13 protein-coding genes are annotated in these 19,607 nt (G+C 37.1%); all 13 read right to left on the bottom strand.

Translation table 11 applies throughout. The features are described 5' to 3' along the window. Positions 1–196: 196 nt before the first annotated feature. Complete coding sequence (nadC, locus tag AC2A1G_RS19335; RefSeq protein ID WP_484048516.1) at positions 197–1,057, bottom strand: carboxylating nicotinate-nucleotide diphosphorylase; 861 nt, start codon at positions 1,055–1,057, stop codon at positions 197–199. 180 nt (positions 1,058–1,237) lie between these two features. Next, complete coding sequence (gene nadB / locus AC2A1G_RS19330) at positions 1,238–2,815, bottom strand: L-aspartate oxidase (RefSeq protein ID WP_484048515.1); 1,578 nt, start codon at positions 2,813–2,815, stop codon at positions 1,238–1,240. A 31-nt stretch (positions 2,816–2,846) separates the two neighbouring features. After that, positions 2,847–3,476: an NAD(P)H-dependent oxidoreductase gene (locus tag AC2A1G_RS19325; protein ID WP_484048514.1), complete on the bottom strand. Its 630-nt coding sequence runs from the start codon at positions 3,474–3,476 to the stop codon at positions 2,847–2,849. Positions 3,477–3,797: 321 nt separating this feature from the next. Continuing rightward, positions 3,798–6,062: a T9SS type B sorting domain-containing protein gene (locus AC2A1G_RS19320; RefSeq protein ID WP_484048513.1), complete on the bottom strand. Its 2,265-nt coding sequence runs from the start codon at positions 6,060–6,062 to the stop codon at positions 3,798–3,800. A 164-nt stretch (positions 6,063–6,226) separates the two neighbouring features. After that, complete coding sequence (locus tag AC2A1G_RS19315; protein ID WP_484048512.1) at positions 6,227–8,494, bottom strand: T9SS type B sorting domain-containing protein; 2,268 nt, start codon at positions 8,492–8,494, stop codon at positions 6,227–6,229. 218 nt (positions 8,495–8,712) lie between these two features. Then, positions 8,713–9,189, bottom strand: coding sequence for a ribonuclease HI (rnhA, locus tag AC2A1G_RS19310; RefSeq protein ID WP_484048511.1), 477 nt, complete (start codon positions 9,187–9,189; stop codon positions 8,713–8,715). Positions 9,190–9,273: 84 nt separating this feature from the next. Then, on the bottom strand, positions 9,274–10,848 hold the full coding sequence (dnaB, locus tag AC2A1G_RS19305) for a replicative DNA helicase (RefSeq protein ID WP_484048510.1): 1,575 nt from the start codon (positions 10,846–10,848) through the stop codon (positions 9,274–9,276). A gap of 157 nt (positions 10,849–11,005) precedes the next feature. Further along, positions 11,006–13,336 carry a T9SS type B sorting domain-containing protein gene (locus AC2A1G_RS19300; RefSeq protein ID WP_484048509.1) on the bottom strand — a complete coding sequence of 777 codons (2,331 nt, stop codon included), beginning with the start codon at positions 13,334–13,336 and terminating at the stop codon, positions 11,006–11,008. Between the two features lie 111 nt (positions 13,337–13,447). Further along, entirely contained in the window at positions 13,448–15,538 is a 2,091-nt protein-coding gene (locus AC2A1G_RS19295; RefSeq protein ID WP_484048508.1) for a T9SS type B sorting domain-containing protein, read from the bottom strand. Between the two features lie 31 nt (positions 15,539–15,569). Next, entirely contained in the window at positions 15,570–16,169 is a 600-nt protein-coding gene (locus AC2A1G_RS19290) for a hypothetical protein (protein WP_484048507.1), read from the bottom strand. A 122-nt stretch (positions 16,170–16,291) separates the two neighbouring features. Beyond that, a complete protein-coding gene (locus tag AC2A1G_RS19285) occupies positions 16,292–17,527 on the bottom strand; it encodes an MFS transporter (RefSeq protein ID WP_484048506.1) in 1,236 nt (411 codons plus the stop codon). Positions 17,528–17,597: 70 nt separating this feature from the next. Further along, a complete protein-coding gene (locus AC2A1G_RS19280) occupies positions 17,598–17,966 on the bottom strand; it encodes a hypothetical protein (RefSeq protein WP_484048505.1) in 369 nt (122 codons plus the stop codon). A gap of 69 nt (positions 17,967–18,035) precedes the next feature. Then, on the bottom strand, positions 18,036–19,535 hold the full coding sequence (locus AC2A1G_RS19275) for a GH3 auxin-responsive promoter family protein (protein WP_484048504.1): 1,500 nt from the start codon (positions 19,533–19,535) through the stop codon (positions 18,036–18,038). Positions 19,536–19,607 lie beyond the last annotated feature (72 nt).

Genomic DNA, 19,607 nt, shown 5'->3' with positions numbered 1-19,607 from the left:
TTAGAATTAATTTGATGCAAAATTCATAAAATTATTCGTATCTATTGTTAACGTAATGTTAATTTTTAACCAATCAAAATACTGTGCAAGCCTCTGTTTTTCAATATTATATAAAGTTTTTGAATTTTAACGTGAAAAAAATCATATTATTTAATTTTTAACAAATTAGCGATGTTTTTATTAAAAATGTAATGTTTTATTTAATTGCTTTCAAACTTAAATCTATATTGTCTGCCGAGTGGGTAAGGGCTCCGGCAGAGATGTATGTCACTCCGGTTGATGCAATTTCTTTTAATTGCTCTCTTGTAATTCCACCTGATGCTTCACTTTCGCAAACTCCGTTGATGAGTTTTACAGCTTTTTTCATTGTCGCAACATCCATATTATCAAGCATAATTCTGTCAACTTTTGCGTTGATGGCTTCCTTTACTTCATCAAGATTACGGGTTTCCACTTCAATCTTAAGTTTCTTCTTTGATTTTTTCACATAATCTTTCGCCATTTTTACGGCGTTGGTGATGCTTCCGTTGTAATCGATGTGGTTGTCTTTTAGCATGATCATGTCATATAAACCATATCTGTGATTTGTTCCGCCACCGATGGCAACTGCCCATTTTTCGCAAACTCTGAAATTGGGCGTTGTTTTTCTTGTGTCTAAAAGCTTGGTTTTTGAACCCACCAATCTGGAATCCCAATCCTGCGTTAAAGTCGCAATGCCACTCATTCTCTGCATGCAGTTTAAGACTAATCTTTCGGTAGAAAGTATGGATCTTGCACTTCCGGTAACGATAAATGCTACGTCGCCCACTTTTGCCAGCTCGCCGTCTTTGATGTAATTTTCTACTTTTAATTTTTTATCAAAAGTTTTGAAAATAATTTCAGCCAATTCAACTCCAGCCAGAATGCAGTTTTCTTTCACCAAAAGTTTTGCACTCTGCTGAAGGTCTTTTGGGATTGTTGACAATGTAGAATGATCGCCATCCTGAATGTCTTCCTCCAAAGCATTTTTGATGAACTGTTTTAAAACTTTATCGTTTGCGTAGTCTGGTCTTTTCATTATTGTAATTTTTTTAATTCATTTTCAACCTCTTCAATTGATGGAAGATGAGATTTGAAATTTTCGGGGAGTGTTTGTAAATCTAAAATTCAACGGATATTTTTCATTGCTTTTTTGCAGCATTTAAAAATTTACTGAAAATTCTACATTTCGATTTGAGAATTATTAAAAAATAATCAATTATGCCTGCACTAAATCTTTATTGTAAAATGCTCCTTTATTTTGAGTCATTTCCATAGATTGGGTGATAATTAAATGAGCAACTGTGGTTAAGTTTCTCAATTCTGAAAGTTGTGGTGACAAAATAGAGTAGTGATAAATTTCATCAACAGCGGCAGCGATTTCTGCATGTTTTTGCAATGCCATTTTCAGTCTTCGGTTGCTTCTCACGATTCCAACCAAGTCACTCATCATTTCCTGAAGCTGTTTTCTGAGGTAGGAAACAATCACCATTTCATCGATAATTTTCATTCCTTCTTCATTCCATTCCGGAACAGCTTTCAAATCATCGAAATCAAAATTGTTTTCCTTTAGTAATTCTATGGTTTTGATGGCGGCATTATGACCAAAAACCAAGCCTTCGAGTAACGAATTTGAAGCCAGTCTGTTCGCTCCGTGAAGTCCGGAATTGGTACATTCTCCAACAGCGAAAAGATTATTTAGAGAAGACTGTCCGTCTTTATCCACATCAATTCCACCCATTAAGTAATGGCACGCCGGAACTACCGGAATCAATTGTGTGAAAGGGTCAATACCTTCATCCTTACATTTTTTATAGATATTCGGGAAATGTTCCAGGAACTTTTCGTGGTTCATATCGCGGCAATCGAGACCAACGAATTCGTCTCCCGTAACTTTCATTTCGGCGTCAATCGCTCTTGCGACGATGTCTCTTGAAGCCAGTTCTTCACGCTCATCATATTTGTGCATGAATTTTTCGCCTTTTTTGGTTCTCAGTTTTGCTCCGTCTCCGCGAACGGCTTCGGAAATTAAAAACAACATCCCGTCAAGTTTGCTGAATAAAGCTGTCGGGTGGAACTGATAATATTGCATGTTGCTCACTTTACCTTTAGCACGGGCAACAAAAGCGATTCCGTCTCCGGTTGCGATAACGGGGTTTGTGGTGTTTTTGTAAACGTGTCCCGCTCCACCGGTGGCAACCAAAGTGATTTTCGAAGTGATTTTTTTTATAGATTTCGATTTTTCATCTAAAATATAGGCACCGTAGCAATTGATTTCACCTTCATTCAATTCTTTGCCAGGAACATGGTGTTGGGTGATGATATCGATAACGTAATGATGATCTAAAATCTCAATATTCGGGCTGCTTTTGGCGGTTTGAAGAAGAGCTCTTTCAATTTCAAAACCTGTGATGTCTTTGTGATGGACGATTCTGTTTTCGGTATGACCACCTTCTCTTCCTAAAGCAAATTCGCCGTTTTTCATATCGAAATTAGCGCCCCATTCCACGATCTCGTTAAATCTTGCAGGAGCTTCCCGAACGACCATTTCCACGACGTCTCTTTTATTTTCGCCATCTCCGGCACGCATGGTGTCTTCGATGTGTTTTTCGAAATTATCATTTTTAGAATCGGTAACTACTGCAAGGCCGCCCTGAGCGTACTTTGTGTTGCTTTCGTCTTCATCAGACTTGGTAACGATGATGATTTTGGCATCGGGAAACTGCTCTGAAACTTTTATGGCATAAGAAAGTCCGGAAATTCCCGAACCGATTACTAATACATCCGCTTTTATCATATTCTTGCTTTAAGACAGTCGTCTAAAATAATTAAATAAATTTAAACAATTTATCGTTGGGTTTTCTTACTTTTTTCATGTGCTGAAATTCGTCTTCATCAGATCTGTAGCCTAAAGCCAGCGTTACGGTTACTTTTTCATTTTCAGAATTGATATTTAAAATTTCTTCAATCAACTCCTGTCTGAAACCTTCCATCGGGCAGGTGTCGATATTTTCAATCGCTGCGGCATACATTAAATTGGCCAAAACAATGTAAGATTGCTTTTCTGCCCAGTTCAGAATATCATCATGTTCACGAGTGTTGAAATGTTTGGTAATGCTTTTTCTGAAAGGGTCTAAATTTTCAAGTGGATGATTGCGAACTTCGGAAATATGTTTAAAGTAGCCATCAAGATAAGCTTCTTCAACATTTTTTTTTGAAACTAAAACAATGAGATGCGAACAGGTAGAAATCTGTGACGGATTGTAAAAGGCCGGAATGAGTTTTTCTTTCATACCGCTGCTTTCCACGACCAAAATTCTGTAGGGCTGAAGTCCCTGCGAGCTTGCAGCCAGTTTTCCTGACTCGAGTATATTTAAAAGCACATCCTGTGGAATGCGCATTTCTGGGTTGAATTTTTTTACAGAATATCTTCTGCTTAAAGCTTCCAAATAATTCATATAACAAATTTAAGAATTGAATGCGAATAAACTGTCTTTTAAACGAATTATCTATTTAGAGCCTGTTTAAAATTTTATCGATTTTCAGATTAACATTCTTGAAATTAATCTTTGCTCAATTTTAATGCCCTTTTGAGCGTATTTTTCACTTCTTAATTTTGATTTAGCCCGCTAATCTGAAAATGTGAAGCAAAAAATTCATCTCAAAATAGCTATGAAAATTTTTTGAAATAAAATTTGAACAGTCTCTAAGAAATTGTCTAAACAAAAAAGCCGCTCCTTTTTAGAGGAGCGACTTCGCTAATTAAGTATGAAAAAAAATTATTCTCTGTTTTTCACCACGATCCATCCTGAGAATTTCACTGGTGTTCTGTTTTTGTTATTTTCTGTCCATGTTACAGAGTACCAATAGCTTCCTGTAGGAACTTTTCTTCCATTGGCAGTTCCGTCCCATTTGTATTGATTGGTTTTGTCTCCCTGATGGATTTTAGCACCATATCTGTCGTAAACATTGAAGATCAGATTAATCTTGTTTCCTAAGGCTGAATAATCAATATAATCGTTCATTCCATCAGCATTTGGAGTAATCACGTTAACAAGATTTGGTACAGTTACTACAACCTGAATCGGCTCACATAGATAAGCATCTCTTACATAAACTGTATATTCTCCACGGGCAATATTTTTAAATTCATTAGAATCCTGCCAATTGATATTGTCTAAAGAGTATTGGTATGGAGGTGTTCCTCCGGCAACATTTACAATGATGGTGTTGTTTGAAATTTCAACATAGTTAATTACCGGTTGATCAGAAGGGAAGATTTTTACCGTCTGAGTTACCCAGCAGTCACCTGTTTTTAATTTTACCCAGTAAGTTCCTACACCAACTCCGCTGATTGTTTGTGTAGTTGCTCCCGTGCTCCACTCATATCCGTCGAAACCAGTACCTGCATCTAATGTTGTTTTACCTTCAAAACAGATTACTTTATCTTTTAAAACCGTAGAATAAACAGGAGGAATAACCTGTAATGTAATTTTAGCAACTGCATAGCATTGATTATTGTCACTAACTCTTACATAAACTACTCCCGTAGGTGCAACGTAATTGTTGATTAATGTGATTTCATTCGTATCATTAATAGCATCTGTGAGTGATGGGTAGTAATTTTTAACAGTGCCAAGTTGTAGTGTTACAGATGGTGCAGTTAAATTGAAAGTTCCCATCGATGGATTGGTCTCAATTGAGCATGATCTGAGAGAAGCGTCATTTACAACTACAACAGGGTAGTGGTTTAAAGTTATTTTAGCATTATCAACACAGCCTTGAGGAGTAGTTACCTGTACATAAACTGTAGTTCCGTTTGCTGCCGGATATGCTGGCCAGTTCATTATTTCATTTGTTCCGGCATTCAGAGCAGCTAAAGTTGGGAAAAAGTGTTTCGTTACACCTTGTACAGTGGTTACTGCAGCATCATCAAGATTAAAAATTCCGACACCTGCATTGTTGTTGTTACATTCTGTAAGTGTGACATCAACTGCGTCAAAAGGTTGTGGGTTTAATACAATTCTTCCGTCTCCATTGTCGCAAAGTGTTGATGAAGGGTCACTTACGATTACTGTGATATTTGTTGGTCCTGTATATGTGAAATTCGTTGGATTGGGAATAGGAGTTCCACTTCCTGTTACATAATAAGTAATTGTGTAGTTTGCAGGATTGTTTACAAACTGTGATGCGTAACTTGTAAGATTTATTGCGCCATTTCCTGTGCTTGGATTTATACAAACGAAAGGAGTGATTGTATTGGTAAAGATTGGAACTTTATCTACAAATATTTTTACATTTTTAATAGATTGTCTGGCGCTTGCAGCTCCCGTTGCTGATGAGAATCCAAAATATCCTGTAGTCATACCGATTGCACCACCAGATGGAGCGTAAGATTGGTTGGTAATGGTTACGCCATCGATTTTGATGTGAATAAGCCAGTTGTTTGGATTTGCGGGATCGGTTTCGCCGTTTACTTCAACATGTTTATAGTTTGCGCCTACAAATGGTTGTGTAGGATTTAGATCATTTGAATGAAAAGTGCTGTTGGCGGTTGTGTTGTATTCAATATTAGGATTTCCTGCAGGTAGATTGTTGGTTCCGTACAATAAGTGTACTTTACTCATCTGTCCTTCTGTAGAATTATTGAAAATATCGAATGCAACCATTAATCCGTTGGCGTTGGCAGGAATTCCCAGTCCACCTCCGGAAGTAAATCCTGTAGGCGGATTAGAAAGGTACCAAAATGTCAATCCGTCACCTCTTCCATAAGCAGTGGTTCCGTTTCCGTCGATTCTAAAATCAAATTCAACTTTCCATTTATCGCAATATTTCAGATTGATAGGGTCTGAAAGCTTGATGGCGCCAAACTGGCTGGTCTGATCAGGTGTTAATCTGATGAAATCTGTGCTCACGATTGCTGCCGAAACAAGATCCCATCCGGTAGTCACTACAGGGTTTCCTGTAAGCTGATACGTCTGAGCTTTGTTAAGATTAAATAGAAAGAATGAAATGAGACTAAAAAATAATAAAGTTTTTTTCATTTAATTATTAGATTTTTGATTAGGTAAATGTATAGGTTTTGTCAAACAATAAATTGTCTGAAATAATTTTAAAGTATCAAATGTGTAGCTGAAGGGCCTCTTTCAATGGTACAGAGGCAGTAATAAAAATCACTCCTTGCGATAAGGAGTGATTTTTTTAGGGATTACTCCCTGTTTTTTAATAAAACCCAGCCGTTGTAAACAGTCTGTGTATTGTTTTTGTCGTTTTCGTTCCAAGAGATAGTGTACCAATATGTTCCTGTAGGAAGTTTTTTGTTGCCTGAAGTTCCATCCCATTTATAGTTTCTGATTTTGTCGGCCTCAAATTTCTTGTTGCCATATCTGTCATAAACAGTAAAGACAAGATTTTTTTTGTAGGCAAGTGCTGTATAATCAATCACGTCATTTACATTGTCGCCGTTCGGAGTGATAGCATTAACAAGATTTGGTACTGTTACCTGAATTTGAACTGGCTCGCAATCATAAGAGTCTTTTACAAAAATCTTGTTTTCGCCTCTTGGTAATCCCGTAAATACATTAGATGTCTGCCACGTAGTACCATTTAAAGAATACTGATAAGCCGGAGTTCCACCAGATACATTTACAGTAATTGTGTTGTTTGTAATATCTAAACTTGAAATTGTAGGGTTTCCGGCTGCTCTCACAGCAACAAACTGCATGGTAAAACAAGCTCCGGTCTGAAGTCTCACCCAGTAGCTTCCCACAGGAACTCCGCTGATTGATTGCGTCGTGGCACCAGTGCTCCATTCGTAGCTTGCAAATCCTGGTCCTGCATCTAAAGTGGTTCTGTCTTCTATACAGATTATTTTATCTTTTAAAACTGCTGATCTGGTAGGCGGTATTACTACTAATGTGATTTTTCTGATTACCCAGCAAGAATTCGTGCCCGTAATTTTCACATAAACAACTGAGTTTGTTGCATCATGGGTAGTAGGATCAGCAATAGGATTGGTATTAGTTATAGCGTTGTCTAATGTTGTATAATAAACTTTTGTAATCCCTGTTCCTGAAGAAACGTTTGCCGTTGTCAGGTCAAAGGTTCCTATTAAACCAACTTCGGTTTTAAAGCATGTTTGCAAAGTCGCATCTGTAGCTACTGGAAGTGGGAAGAAGGCTAATGTAATTTCAGCATTTCCTGTACAGCCTTGTGGAGTTGTTACTTTCACATAAACTTTCCCTGGAGCAGAAACATACGAAGCCGGATTGGTGATTTCGTTTGCATTATTATTCAGATCCTGAAGAGTTTTATAATATTTTTTTGTTGCTCCGGGAGTAGATGTTACTGCGGCCGATGTAAGATTAAATGTAGCTGTTGTTGCATAATTATTATTACATGTCGTCAACGTGACATTACTTGCGGTAAAATCTCCTAAAGCAAGTTGAATTCTTCCGTCCGCATTATCGCAAAGCAAACCTGCGTTATCCTTTACACGAACTATAATAGTTGTTGCTGCATTGTACTGAAATGTTGCAGGGCTTGCAATCGGTGTAGGATTCCCCAAAACAAAATAAGTGAATGTAAAGTTCGCTGGGTTTGCTACAAATTGATTGTTGAAAGATGTTAAATTCACTGTCGCAAAACCGGTAGTAGGATTAGGGCAGTTGGATTGTGAAATTGTAGGCTGAAGAATCGGAACTTTATCAGTGTAAATTTTTACATTTTTGATAGAATGTCTTGATCTGTTTCCTCCTGTTGAAGCCGAAAATCCAAAATATCCCTGCGTCATTGCTGCTGCTGTTCCAGATGGTACGAAAGGTTGGTTGCAGATTGTTGTTCCGTCAATTTTTATCTGAATGGTCCATCCTGTTGGACTTCCAGTGCTCACTTCCGCTGTTACTTCAACATGCTTGTAAGTCGTTCCCTGAAAAGGCATGGTTGTATTAAGATCTGGAGAGTGAAATGAACTTCCTGCTACATTGAAAAATTCAACGTTATTGTTATCGGTAGTGTTGGCAACCTGTCCGTATGCTACATGCACCTTACTCATTACCGCTGTAGTAGTGTTGTTGTAAGTGTCAAAACCTACAATCAACCCCACAGCATTTTGTGAAACACCTAGTCCTGAACCTAATACACTCGCAACTGGCGGGTTTTGAAGATACCAGAATGCAAGTCCGTCACCGTTTGCAGTTTGGTTTGAATCCATTCTGAAATCAAATTCTACCCTCCATTTATCACAGAATTTAAGATTGATCGGATCATTTAATCTAATTGAACCGGATTGGTTATTGGTATCGGGTGTAAGTTGTACAAATGCATCAGTACCGTTAACCTGTGTGGTAGTAGGTGCTACCATTGTCCATCCTGTGGTTACAACAGGGTTTCCGGAGAGCTGATATGTTTGGGATTTGAATAAAGCACTAAAACAAATGAGAAAAAGTGCTATATAAGACAATAGATTTTTATTCATATAAAAGGGAACTTTGGAATTCAGGCGTAAAGATATAAATAAAAAGTGTATATAATGAAAATATATTATTAAATTTATGATAAATGGTGATTATTTTTCAAAAAATAATAAAGAAGATAGCGAATTGAATAACAATCTATTTTTTCATTTTGATTCATTAAAAATAGTGGAAATAGGTTTCTATGTCTAAATTACTGTAAATCAGTGTGATTTAAATTTTAGAAAAGACCTCCGTTTTCTGGGTTTTCAAAGTTCGTATCTACCTCAAGATTTCCTCCTGCTGCGGCGGCAACCGCCAGCTTATCGCAAAGCTCGTTTTCAAAATGTCCTGAATGTCCTTTTATCCAATGAAATTTTGGCTGATAAGTATTGTAAAGCGGAATCATTCTTTTCCAGAGATCAGGATTTTTTACATTTTTCCAGCCTCGTTTTACCCAACCTGAAATCCAGTTTTGGTTAATGGCATCAGAAACATATTTGCTGTCTGTAAAGATATGAATGTCGTTTTCTGCTGACTTTAGTTTTTCCAGTGCGGTAATAACGGCAAGGAGTTCCATCCTGTTGTTAGTGGTTTTTCTGAAGCCTTTTGAAAATGTTTTCTGGTAATTTTTTTCAGGAACGCGCATCAGAATTCCGTAACCTCCTTTTCCGGGGTTTCCACTGCATGCTCCGTCGGTATAAATTTCGATTCTCAAAGTGATAGGTTGAGGCTGAGGTTAAGGTTGAAACTGTAATTTTCTCAATTAGATTTAAATCTAAACTAAATTTTAAAATTAAATTTAAAATGGAAAATCTTCTTCGTCGTCAAAATCATTCATAGATGAACCTGAAAGTTTAGAATTATCAGGCAAATCAAATGCTGCTCCCGGTTGAATGGTTGTTTTAATTTTTTCAAAACCGCTTGGCTCATTAAAATTATTTCCGGAATTCATATTGAATGCTTCTTCCACATCTCCGAATTTTGCAAAATGCTTCAGGAACGAAAGTCTTACGTCTGCCGTGGCACCGTTTCTGTGTTTTGCAATAATCAGTTCAGCCTGATTTTCTGTTGAGGTTTCAGCGCCTTCCTCGTCATTATCCCAAGTTGTGATTTTATAATATTCTGGTCTGAAAATAAATGATACAATATCGGCATCCTGCTCAATTGCTCCCGATTCTCTCAAATCTGAAAGCTGAGGTCTTTTTCCCGGACGGGTTTCCACACTTCTTGAAAGCTGTGAAAGTGCAATTACAGGAACGTTCAATTCTTTAGCAATTGCTTTTAATGATCTTGAAATCATTGAAATTTCCTGTTCACGGTTTCCGCCACCTTTTCCTCCGCCACCTGCGGTCATTAGCTGAAGGTAGTCTACCATTACCATCTTTACGCCATGTTGCATTACCAATCTTCGGCATTTTGCACGGAAATCGAATATAGAAAGTGAAGGAGTTTCGTCAATATAGAGAGGGGCATTTTCAAGTTCTGAAACGTTGGAGAACAATCTCTGCCATTCTTCGTCATCCAGTGTTCCTTTTCTTAATTTTTCTGATGAAATTCTGGTTTCGGATGCAATCATCCTCGTGATCAACTGTACAGATGCCATCTCCAGAGAAAATAAAGCCATGGGAATCTTATAACCAACAGCTATATTTCTAGCCATAGAAAGGATAAAAGCGGTTTTTCCCATCGCCGGACGAGCCGCAATAATAATTAAATCGGAATTTTGCCATCCTCCGGTTTCTTTATCTACATCTCTGAATCCTGAAGGTACTCCAGAAAGCCCTTCTTTGTCCTTTAAGGATTTAATAGTTTCAATAGCCTGTTTTACTAATGAGTTCGCAGTGTCAAAACCCTTTTTAATTGTTCCGTTTGTGATTTCGAAAAATGACTGTTCTGCCTTGTCTAAAAGTTCGAATACATCAGTAGATTCTTTGTAAGAAGAATCGATTACATTCGCTGAAACATTAATCAGGCTTCGAAGGATATATTTTTCGAGAATTACCCTTACATGATATTCAATATGTGCACTTGAGCTTACCCCCATAGTAAGTTCAATAATGTAATGGTCGCCACCTGCCAGATTCAGTTTTTCTTCTTTTTTAAGCTCCTGAATAATGGTCATAATATCTACAGGATGGTTTCCTTCATAAAGTTTTAAGATGGTTCTAAAGATGACCTGGTGTCTTGGGTCATAGAAAACCTCCGGCGTAAGAAGATCTATGGAGTGATCTAATCCTTTTTTGTCTATAAGAAAAGTTCCGATTACCAATCGCTCGAATTCTACTGCATTGGGAGGCATTTTCCCATCTGAAATGGAAAGCTCTCTGGCAAAGTTGCCCTGGGTAAGTGATGATAATGTTTCTTTCTGCGCCATAGTGCAAAGATAATTTTTTTAGCAATGAAATTATAAATACTAATCCCCAATTTAAAATGATAATATTCATAAAGCCTTTTGTTGTCGTGTTTTTGATGTTAATAAAAAAATCACCTTCAGTGTTTGAAGGTGATTTTTAAAATTTATGTAAAGAAATTTAATCTCTGTTTTTCACAAGAATCCAGCCACTGTACTTTGTCTGAGTTTTGTTTTTGTCATCCTCAGTCCATGTTATAGTGTACCAATAGGTTCCTGTTTCAATTTTCTTACCTCCGGAAGTTCCGTCCCATTTGTAGTTTCGGATTTTATCAGCTTCATAGATTTTGTTACCGTATCTGTTGTATACTGTAAATACTAAATCCTTTTTGTATGCTAATGCGGTGTAGTCTACCACATCATTTACATTATCTCCATTTGGTGTAATTGCATTCACCAAGTTCGGAACAGTTACTGTTACACTTACTGGCTCACAATCGTAAGAATCTTTTACAAATACTGTGTTTTCGCCTCTTGGCAAGCCTGTAAACACATTAGAAGTTTGCCAGTCTGTACCATTCAATGAATACTGATAAGCTGGGGTTCCTCCGTTTGCATTTACAGTAATCGTATTATTGTTGATGTCTAATGACGAGATAACCGGTGAATTGCTTGCATATACATTCACTTCCTGAAGTGTGAAACATTTTCCTGTCTGCAAAATAACCCAATATGCTCCTACAGGAACTCCTGTAATGCTTTGTGTTGTTGCTCCTGTACTCCATTCGTAGCTTGCAAAACCTGGTCCTGCATCTAAAGTTGTTCTGTCTTCCAGGCAGATAGTTTTATTTTTAAGAATAGCAGATTTTACAGGAGGTAGCACTTTTAGAGTAATCTTAGCAATGGCAAAACAAGAATCAGAATTAAATACTTTTACATATACATCTTTACTTGTAGAGGTGTAATCATTAAAGTTTACTATTTCGTTAACTCCAGCCAAAGCGTCTGCGGTGCTTAAATAATATTTCTTAGTAACGCCGGTTTGAGAAGTTACCACAGCGGTAGATAGATCAAACTTAGCAGTTGTAATGCCTGTTGTAATGAAACAAGATTCCAAAGTTGCATTAGTTACGGTTACCACAGGGTAGAATTGTAAAGTAATTTCACCATTACCAGTACATCCGTCAGCATTAATTACTTTTACATATACTTTCTTTTGAGTAGAAACGTAAGTGCCAGGATTAGGTATTTCGTTAGTTCCTGCTGTAAGATCTGCCATAGACAGATAATATTTTTTTGTAAATGTACCAGTAGAGTATACATTTGCAGAATTCAGATCATAAGTAGCCGTTCCTGCTCCGTTGTTGTTACAAGATAAAAGCGTTACGTTATTTACCGGAAGAGGAGGTAAAAATTGTAGTGTAATCTGTGCATTTGCGCTACAGCCTTCCAATGAAGTTACTTTTACATAAATTACTCTTGGAGCAACAGAAGTAAAACCTACAGGATTTGCGATAGGATTAAGATTCGCATTAAGATCACTCATGCTTAAGTAGTATTTCTTAATTGCTGTAGGGTCACCAAATACGGCCGCCGAGTTCAGATTAAATACACCTGTTCCCATACCGTTATAGTTACAGGCTGTAAGCGTGGCATTGTTTGCGACAATATTTCCCTGTCTGAATTTAAACTGACCTGTCAGGAAACATCCGTTCACAGGGTTGTTTGGATTGGTAGGATCCTGATATTTTAATCTGTAGTAATAAATTGTAGTCCCATTTACCATAGTGGTGGTAAGTGGCATGTCTCCTGTGATAGCATTGTTTGCAGTGTCGTGATAAGTTACAGTAAAGTTTTGATTTCCATTAAGGATTCCTGTGCTTAATGTTGTGAAATCGAACATCATCGGTAATGCACATTTCAAAATTTCATTTGGAAGTGCAGGGTTTGTTGCATTTGGAACTCCTGGAGTGATGAATGGGTTTGGAGTTAAAGTAGGATCGCTGAATGGCGATGTTAACGTCGCTGTACCTTCCCAGATTAATGAAAATCCTGCGTTTACAGCATTACTGAAGTTGTCAATAACCAGATAATAGGTTTGTCCTGGAGTAACATCCAGATAAGGCTCAAAATAATTTGAACCCGAATCTACCAATTCAAGACCTGTATTACCAGTTGGGCTTGAGCCTGCAAAGTTACATCTGATGGGTGGTCCCAGTGCTGCACAAGTTGCGTTAGCAGCATAAACAGCAAAATCGTAGTCAGTAGAGTTGATGTTAGCATCAATAGTAAAAGCCAATGTTCCGGCTGTTGCTACCGTAAAACTGTACCAAACAGAGAAGTTTTCATCATCAGAAAGACATCCGCCAAGATCTTCCAAAATATTTCCCGGACCGGATGGCGTGAAAGAAATGTTAGAATTTCCACAGACAGGAATAGCTGTAGGACAATCTGACTGCGAATAGAATAGTTGTGATGATATTAAAATAAAAAGGAGTAGTAATTTTTTCATTTTAAATTAAATTTTAACAAAGTTAATTAATTTTTACTTAAAGAGTTACGAATATGTAAAGAAAATAAAAGCCGCACAAGAAATGCGGCTTTATATTGTTGAATTGATAAATTATTCTCTGTTTTTTAACATTACCCATCCTGAAAATTTGATAGGTGTGCTGTTTTTATTGTTTTCGTTCCAGGTAACAGAATACCAGTAAGTTCCTGTAGGTACTTTTTTTCCACCAACAGTTCCGTCCCATTTGTAACCATTGTTTTTGTCTGCCTGATGAATTTTAGTACCATATCTGTCGAAGATATTCAGAATTAAATTCTTTTTGCCGGATAATGCGGAATAATCAATCACATCATTTACACCATCTCCGTTTGGTGTGATTACATTGATGATGTTTGGTACAACTACATTTACAATAATCGGTTCGCAGTCATAAGCATCTTTTACATAAACTGTGTGGTCCCCTCTGTTCAAATCTTTAAAAATATTTGAATCCTGCCAGTTATTGTTATCCAGAGAATAGCTGTATGCAGGAGTTCCTCCCACAGCAATTACCGTGATGCTATTGTTTGAAATTTCAATGTTGGAAATTACCGGTTGCTCAGAAGGGTATATCTTCACTTCCTGTTTTGTCCAGCAGTCACCTGTCTGTAATTTTACCCAATAAGTTCCCACACCTACACCAGAAATAGTTTGTGTAGTATCACCGTTACTCCATTCATATCCGCTGAAACCACTTCCTGCATCAAGCGTGGTTTTATCTTCCATACAGATAACCTTGTCAACTAAGACTATAGAATAAACGGGAGGTAGTACAATTAAAGTAACTTTAGCAACCGTATAACAACCGTTTGCGTTCATTACTCTCACGTAAACAACGCCTGTAGGAGCTGTGTAAGTTGCGAAATTAAGAATTTCGTTAGTCTGGTTAATGGCATCTGTTTCTGACGGATAATATTCTTTAGTCATTCCAGGATCTAAGTTTACCACTGCACTTCCAAGATTGAAAAGTCCTGTTGAAGGATTCGTTTCTATGAAACATGATCTTAGCGTTGCCTCAGTCACGGTTACTGTAGGATGGAATGCCAGTTTTATCTCAACAATCGTTACGCAATTAAACTCATTAGTTGCTTTCACAAAAACAGAACCTGCCGCAGCAGTGTACGCATAAGGAATTGTTATTTCACTGGTTCCAGCATTCAATGCTGCCATTGAAGGGTAATACTGTAATGTAAGATTAGGCGTTGCACCAATTGCCGCCGCAGTAAGATCGTAAGTAGCTGTCCCAGTATTGTTGTTACTACATTCGGTAAGCGTAACCGGAGTCAGCTGGAAAGATTTATCCAAGAAATTAATCGTATTGAATTCCCTACATTGATTTAAGAAACTCGTTGGCTGCGTCGGGTCTACATACGAAATTGCATAGGTGTATGTATTTGCAGTATTTATAATGATAGGAGCTGTGATGGCATTGATGTCATCTAAAGCATCTGTTGCAGATCTGTAATATTTAACAACAAAATTGGTATTGTTATTTAAGATCTGTGCAGATAAAGTAGAGAAATCAAATGTTGCAGGATTGCTGCAGATTGTGATTTCACCATCTTGGTTAGCGCCTGGTTCCAAAAATGGATAAGGCTGATAAACCTGTGCTGAATTATTATCAAAAGGAGTCAGTAGAGTTGCTGTTCCTCCGAATGATAATGAGAATGGTGCAACTGTAGGCGAGAAGTTATTTAGAAGTAAATAATAAACTTGACCTGGCAGCACATCAATATACTTTACAAAACCATCACCAGTTGCATTTTCTGTTGTATCTGTAGCTGTCATGTTCAAACCGGTGAGAGGGAAGAAAGCACTTGATGATCCAGCGTATGAACATCTTAACGGAGTCGCATTCACGTTGGCGCAGTTGTGATTGGGGCCATATAATGCCCAGTCATAGTCAATGCTGTTAGCACCTGGCCCGGTAGGTGTTATCACAAAAGTTAAAGTACCTGCAGTCTCAATACTGAAAGTTAACCATAGAGAATTACTTTCTCCAAAAAGACAGCCACCCGTTTCAGCTTCTTCCACATTTCCCACACCTCCCGGCGTAAGTGCAATATCTGAATTTCTACAGACTGGAATTGCACTTACACAGTCTTGCTGTGCAAAAATCAGTTGAGTAACGAGTAAAGTGAAAATTAATAGATATTTTTTCATTTTAATTAACGTTTTAATGTTAATCCGAAGATTATTTTGTTAAAGAAAGTAGCTGTTTTCCCCAGTTTGGAGCGGTTTCTGTTTCGAAATCTTTTGCGGCTTTCGCATACAGCTGAGCAGAATTCAGGTTTAAATCAGAAAATCTTGCAGCCATTCCCGCTTTCAATACAGTAAGTCTTGGGTTATCAGGTGATAAAGCTTCTGCTTCAGTAATGATTTTGAGAATCACCTCTTTATCTTTCTGGATGTCAGGTGAGTTGTTAAGTTGGATTCTCTGCAATCTTGCAAGGCCAACCAGAATTTTCACATCCGCATTGTCAGGCTGTGAACCTAAGATACTTCCAGCGTATTTTAATGCCAAAGCATTAGATTCAAAAAGAGATTGAGGAGTAGATTTTTTAAGTAAACTCTCGGTTTTCAAATATTGAGCAACGCCAGAATAATAATGTGCCTGCCATTTCTCTATAGTGGTTGATTTTGAAAATTTTGCAAATAGAGCATCATAGTCTGAAGCTTTTTTAGCAGAATTAATCATATCAATTTCACTTTCAGACTTTTTACCTGCGGTATTCTGGGCTGATATCCCGATTGATGCTACAAATATGTATAGAATGAGTAGGAATTTATTCATTTTTTATGTATATATAAAACAAATTTATATAAATTGACAGTACTGAACAAATTTTTCAAACGTTTATTTAAGAAATTGTTAATAAAAATCCCTTGCTATTGAAAAAAAATAACTTTTCTGCTCTAATATTGCATTTTTCTCAATTTTGGGTTTGTGCTTCCCACTAAAACAGCGATTAGCACGGTAAGACTTCCTCCTATAACTACAGATTTTACAGCTCCTAAAAGCTTCGCTGCAAGTCCACTTTCAAACTGTCCCATTTCGTTGCTGGACATGATGAATATTGAATTAACACTTAAAACTCTTCCCCGAATGTTGTCCGGAGTTTTCAGCTGTACAATAGTTCCTCGAATGACAACAGAAATCCCATCCAGCATTCCACTCATCACTAAAAATAAGAATGATAACCAATAATAATTTGAAAGCCCGAAACCGATAATACACAATCCAAATCCTGCTACGGCAACCAACAATATTTTACCCTGATTTTTTCTCAGAGGAACCAAAGCCAAAGTTGTAATGATAATCATTGAACCTATGTCTGATGCTGCATTTAATAAACCTAAACCATCTGCTCCCGATTTTAAAATATCAGTTGCAAAAACAGGAATCATCGCTACGGCTCCTCCAAAAAGCACAGCAAACATATCCAGATACAAAGCTCCCAGAATTTCTTTTGTTTTATAAATGTAAGAAACGCCTTCACGTATACTTTCCATTACTTTTACGCTGCCTTTTATATGTTCCGAAAACTGTTTGTTGAGCTGCCAGAAGAAGATGGAAGAAATAACAATTAAAATTACAACCGCTACAACCGTCCACTTAATTCCGTAAAATTCAATTAAAAAACCGCCTGCAGCGTGACCGCAAACTGATGAAATTAAAAATGTTGCCTGATTTAAAGTAATGGCATTGGGCAGATTAATTTGCTTCACGATTTTAGGAATCATAGACGGAACAATTGGTCCTATGAAAGCCCGTGCAATTCCTGTAAAAAAGATAACAGCGTAAATAAAATACGTGATTTGATGACCCGTAAAGTGAAGTTCGGATCCGTAAAATGCAGGGATCAGCAAAAGTCCAATCAGAAATACGTAAGCGTAAGTGCAGATGAGAAGCAGTTTTTTCTTTTCGTTGGTATCAATAACGTGCCCAGCGTACAAAGCACAACTTACCGCAGGAATTACTTCAGAAAGTCCGATAAGACCGATGGAAAAAGGGTCGTTTGTCAACTCATATACCCACCATCCCAACAGTGTGGCAAGCATTCTGAAACCCATAACGATAAAAAATCTTCCGGTAAGAAGATTTCTGAACTCAACATTTTTCAATGTCTGCAGCGGAGAAAGTGAAATCATATGCAAAAGTAGCCCTAAAAATTAATTTAGAGCTACTTATATATTATTTTAAGCTAAATAAAGCTAAAATTTAGTTTTTGTCTGCTCTGTTTGAACTGATCACGATTGCTGCTACTGCTGCTGCGCCAATTACCACGGCACCACCCGTTACTCTTGCAACAGAACGGTCTTTTACAGATGCAATTGCACTTTTCGGGATGGTAACTTCTGTACTGTCTTTTTTGCCTTTCGTACCTACGATGTTATCGCCAACAATGTTTTTGAAAAGGATTTTTTCTTTTGCTGAACCGTCTTTTTTCTCAACGATGTAGATTTTCCCGGTTTTAAGATTAGAATAATTGTTTTGAGAAATATCTTCGCTATACTTTGTAGTCGCACATGATGAAATCACGAATAATGATGTAAGCAGAGAAGATTTTATTAGTACAGATGCTCTCATTTTAATTTTTTAGTTTTCCAAATTTATAATTTTTTTCGAATATATCTTTTCGGAATTGAAAAAATGTGACTATAATTTATAAATTTCAAGTAAATCTGCCAGTTTTCTGTCATTCGCAAGTCTCGGAATTTTATTTTGACCACCCAGTTTGCCCTGAGATTTGGCATATTCATTAAAAGCACTCTTTTTAAGTTTTGAAATTTTAAGCTTCTGCAGAATATTTCCGGAGATTAAATCATCGTAATACGAATTTCTGTTTCTGAGCTGAATATCTAATTCTTCTTTAAATAAATCTAAATCTTCAGGCTCTTCTTCGAACTCTATAAACCATTCATGATAAGGAAGTTCGTTTTCTGCATTCACCTGTGGAGCAAGATGGAACTCTGTAATTTTTGACGGATATTTTAAAACAGTCGATTTTAATGCTTCTTCCACTTCAAAAGCAATAACGTGCTCGCCAAAAGCTGAGGTGAAATGCTTTGTTCTCCCACTCACCAAAATTCGGTGTGGATTCTTATCAATAAATCTCACCACATCGCCAATAGAATAAGCCCAAAGACCTGAATTTGTGGTTAAAATTAAAGCGTAATCTTTGTTCAATTCCACATCTTTTAAAGTTAACCTTTCTGCATCAGGTTTTCCATATTGTTCCAAAGGGATGAACTCGTAAAAAATACCGTGATTGGTCAAAAGTAAAAGTCCGTCTTTGGTGTAATCATCCTGAAAGGCAAAAAATCCCTCCGATGCCGGAAATGTCTGTACAATATCTACATTTCCTCCCAAAAGAAATTCCATTTTATCTTTGTAGGGTTCATAGTTGACACCACCAGTGACAATCAGTTGAAGATTTGGGAAAAGCTGTTTTATTTTTTTACCGTGCTTCTCGGTAAGTTTTTCAAAATACATCACGAGCCAAGGCGGAATTCCTGAAATCAAAGTCATGTTTTCATGCTCGGTTTCTTCCACGATTTTATCCACTTTGGTTTCCCAGTCTTCAATAAGGTTGGTTTCCCAGCTTGGTAATCTGTTTTTCTGAAGGTAATTCGGGATGTGATGCGCCACAATTCCCGAAAGTCTGCCGGTTTTAATACCAAAAACCTCTTCCAGTTCAGGACTTCCCTGCAGGAAAATCATTTTTCCGTTTACGAAATCAGCATTATTTTTTTTGGCAATATAATGAAAAAGTGCACTCTGAGCACCTTTTACCTGAAAAGGCATTCCTTCTTTAGAAATAGGAATGTATTTTGATCCTGAAGTTGTTCCCGAAGTTTTTGCGAAATATTCAGGCGTTTCTGGCCAGAGAATACTTCGCTGCCCTTTTTTTACCTTTTCAATATAAGGTTTCAGATCTTCATAATCGTTGATTGCTACTTTGTCCTGAAAATCTTTGACGGTTTTAATGTCTTCAAATTGATGACTTCTTCCAAAAAGCGTTTTTTCGGCCGCTTTTATAAGGGATAACAGTAATTCTTCCTGCAGTTTTTCTGCATTTTTTTTAAAATTTTCAGTTTGCGAAACGTGGCGTTTTGCCCAGGCTAAAGCAATATTTTTCTTCAGGAAATTTAGCATGGTTCAAATTTATAAATAAAGCGATAATTTTTGAAGATTTTATTTCAACAAAAAACCGGAGAAAATCTCCGG

The sequence above is a fragment of the Chryseobacterium sp. HNCC26DJ240 genome, assembly GCF_057180485.1.
The sequence above is the reverse complement of the archived record's forward strand: the minus strand, read 5'-3'. Positions and strand labels throughout refer to the sequence as shown.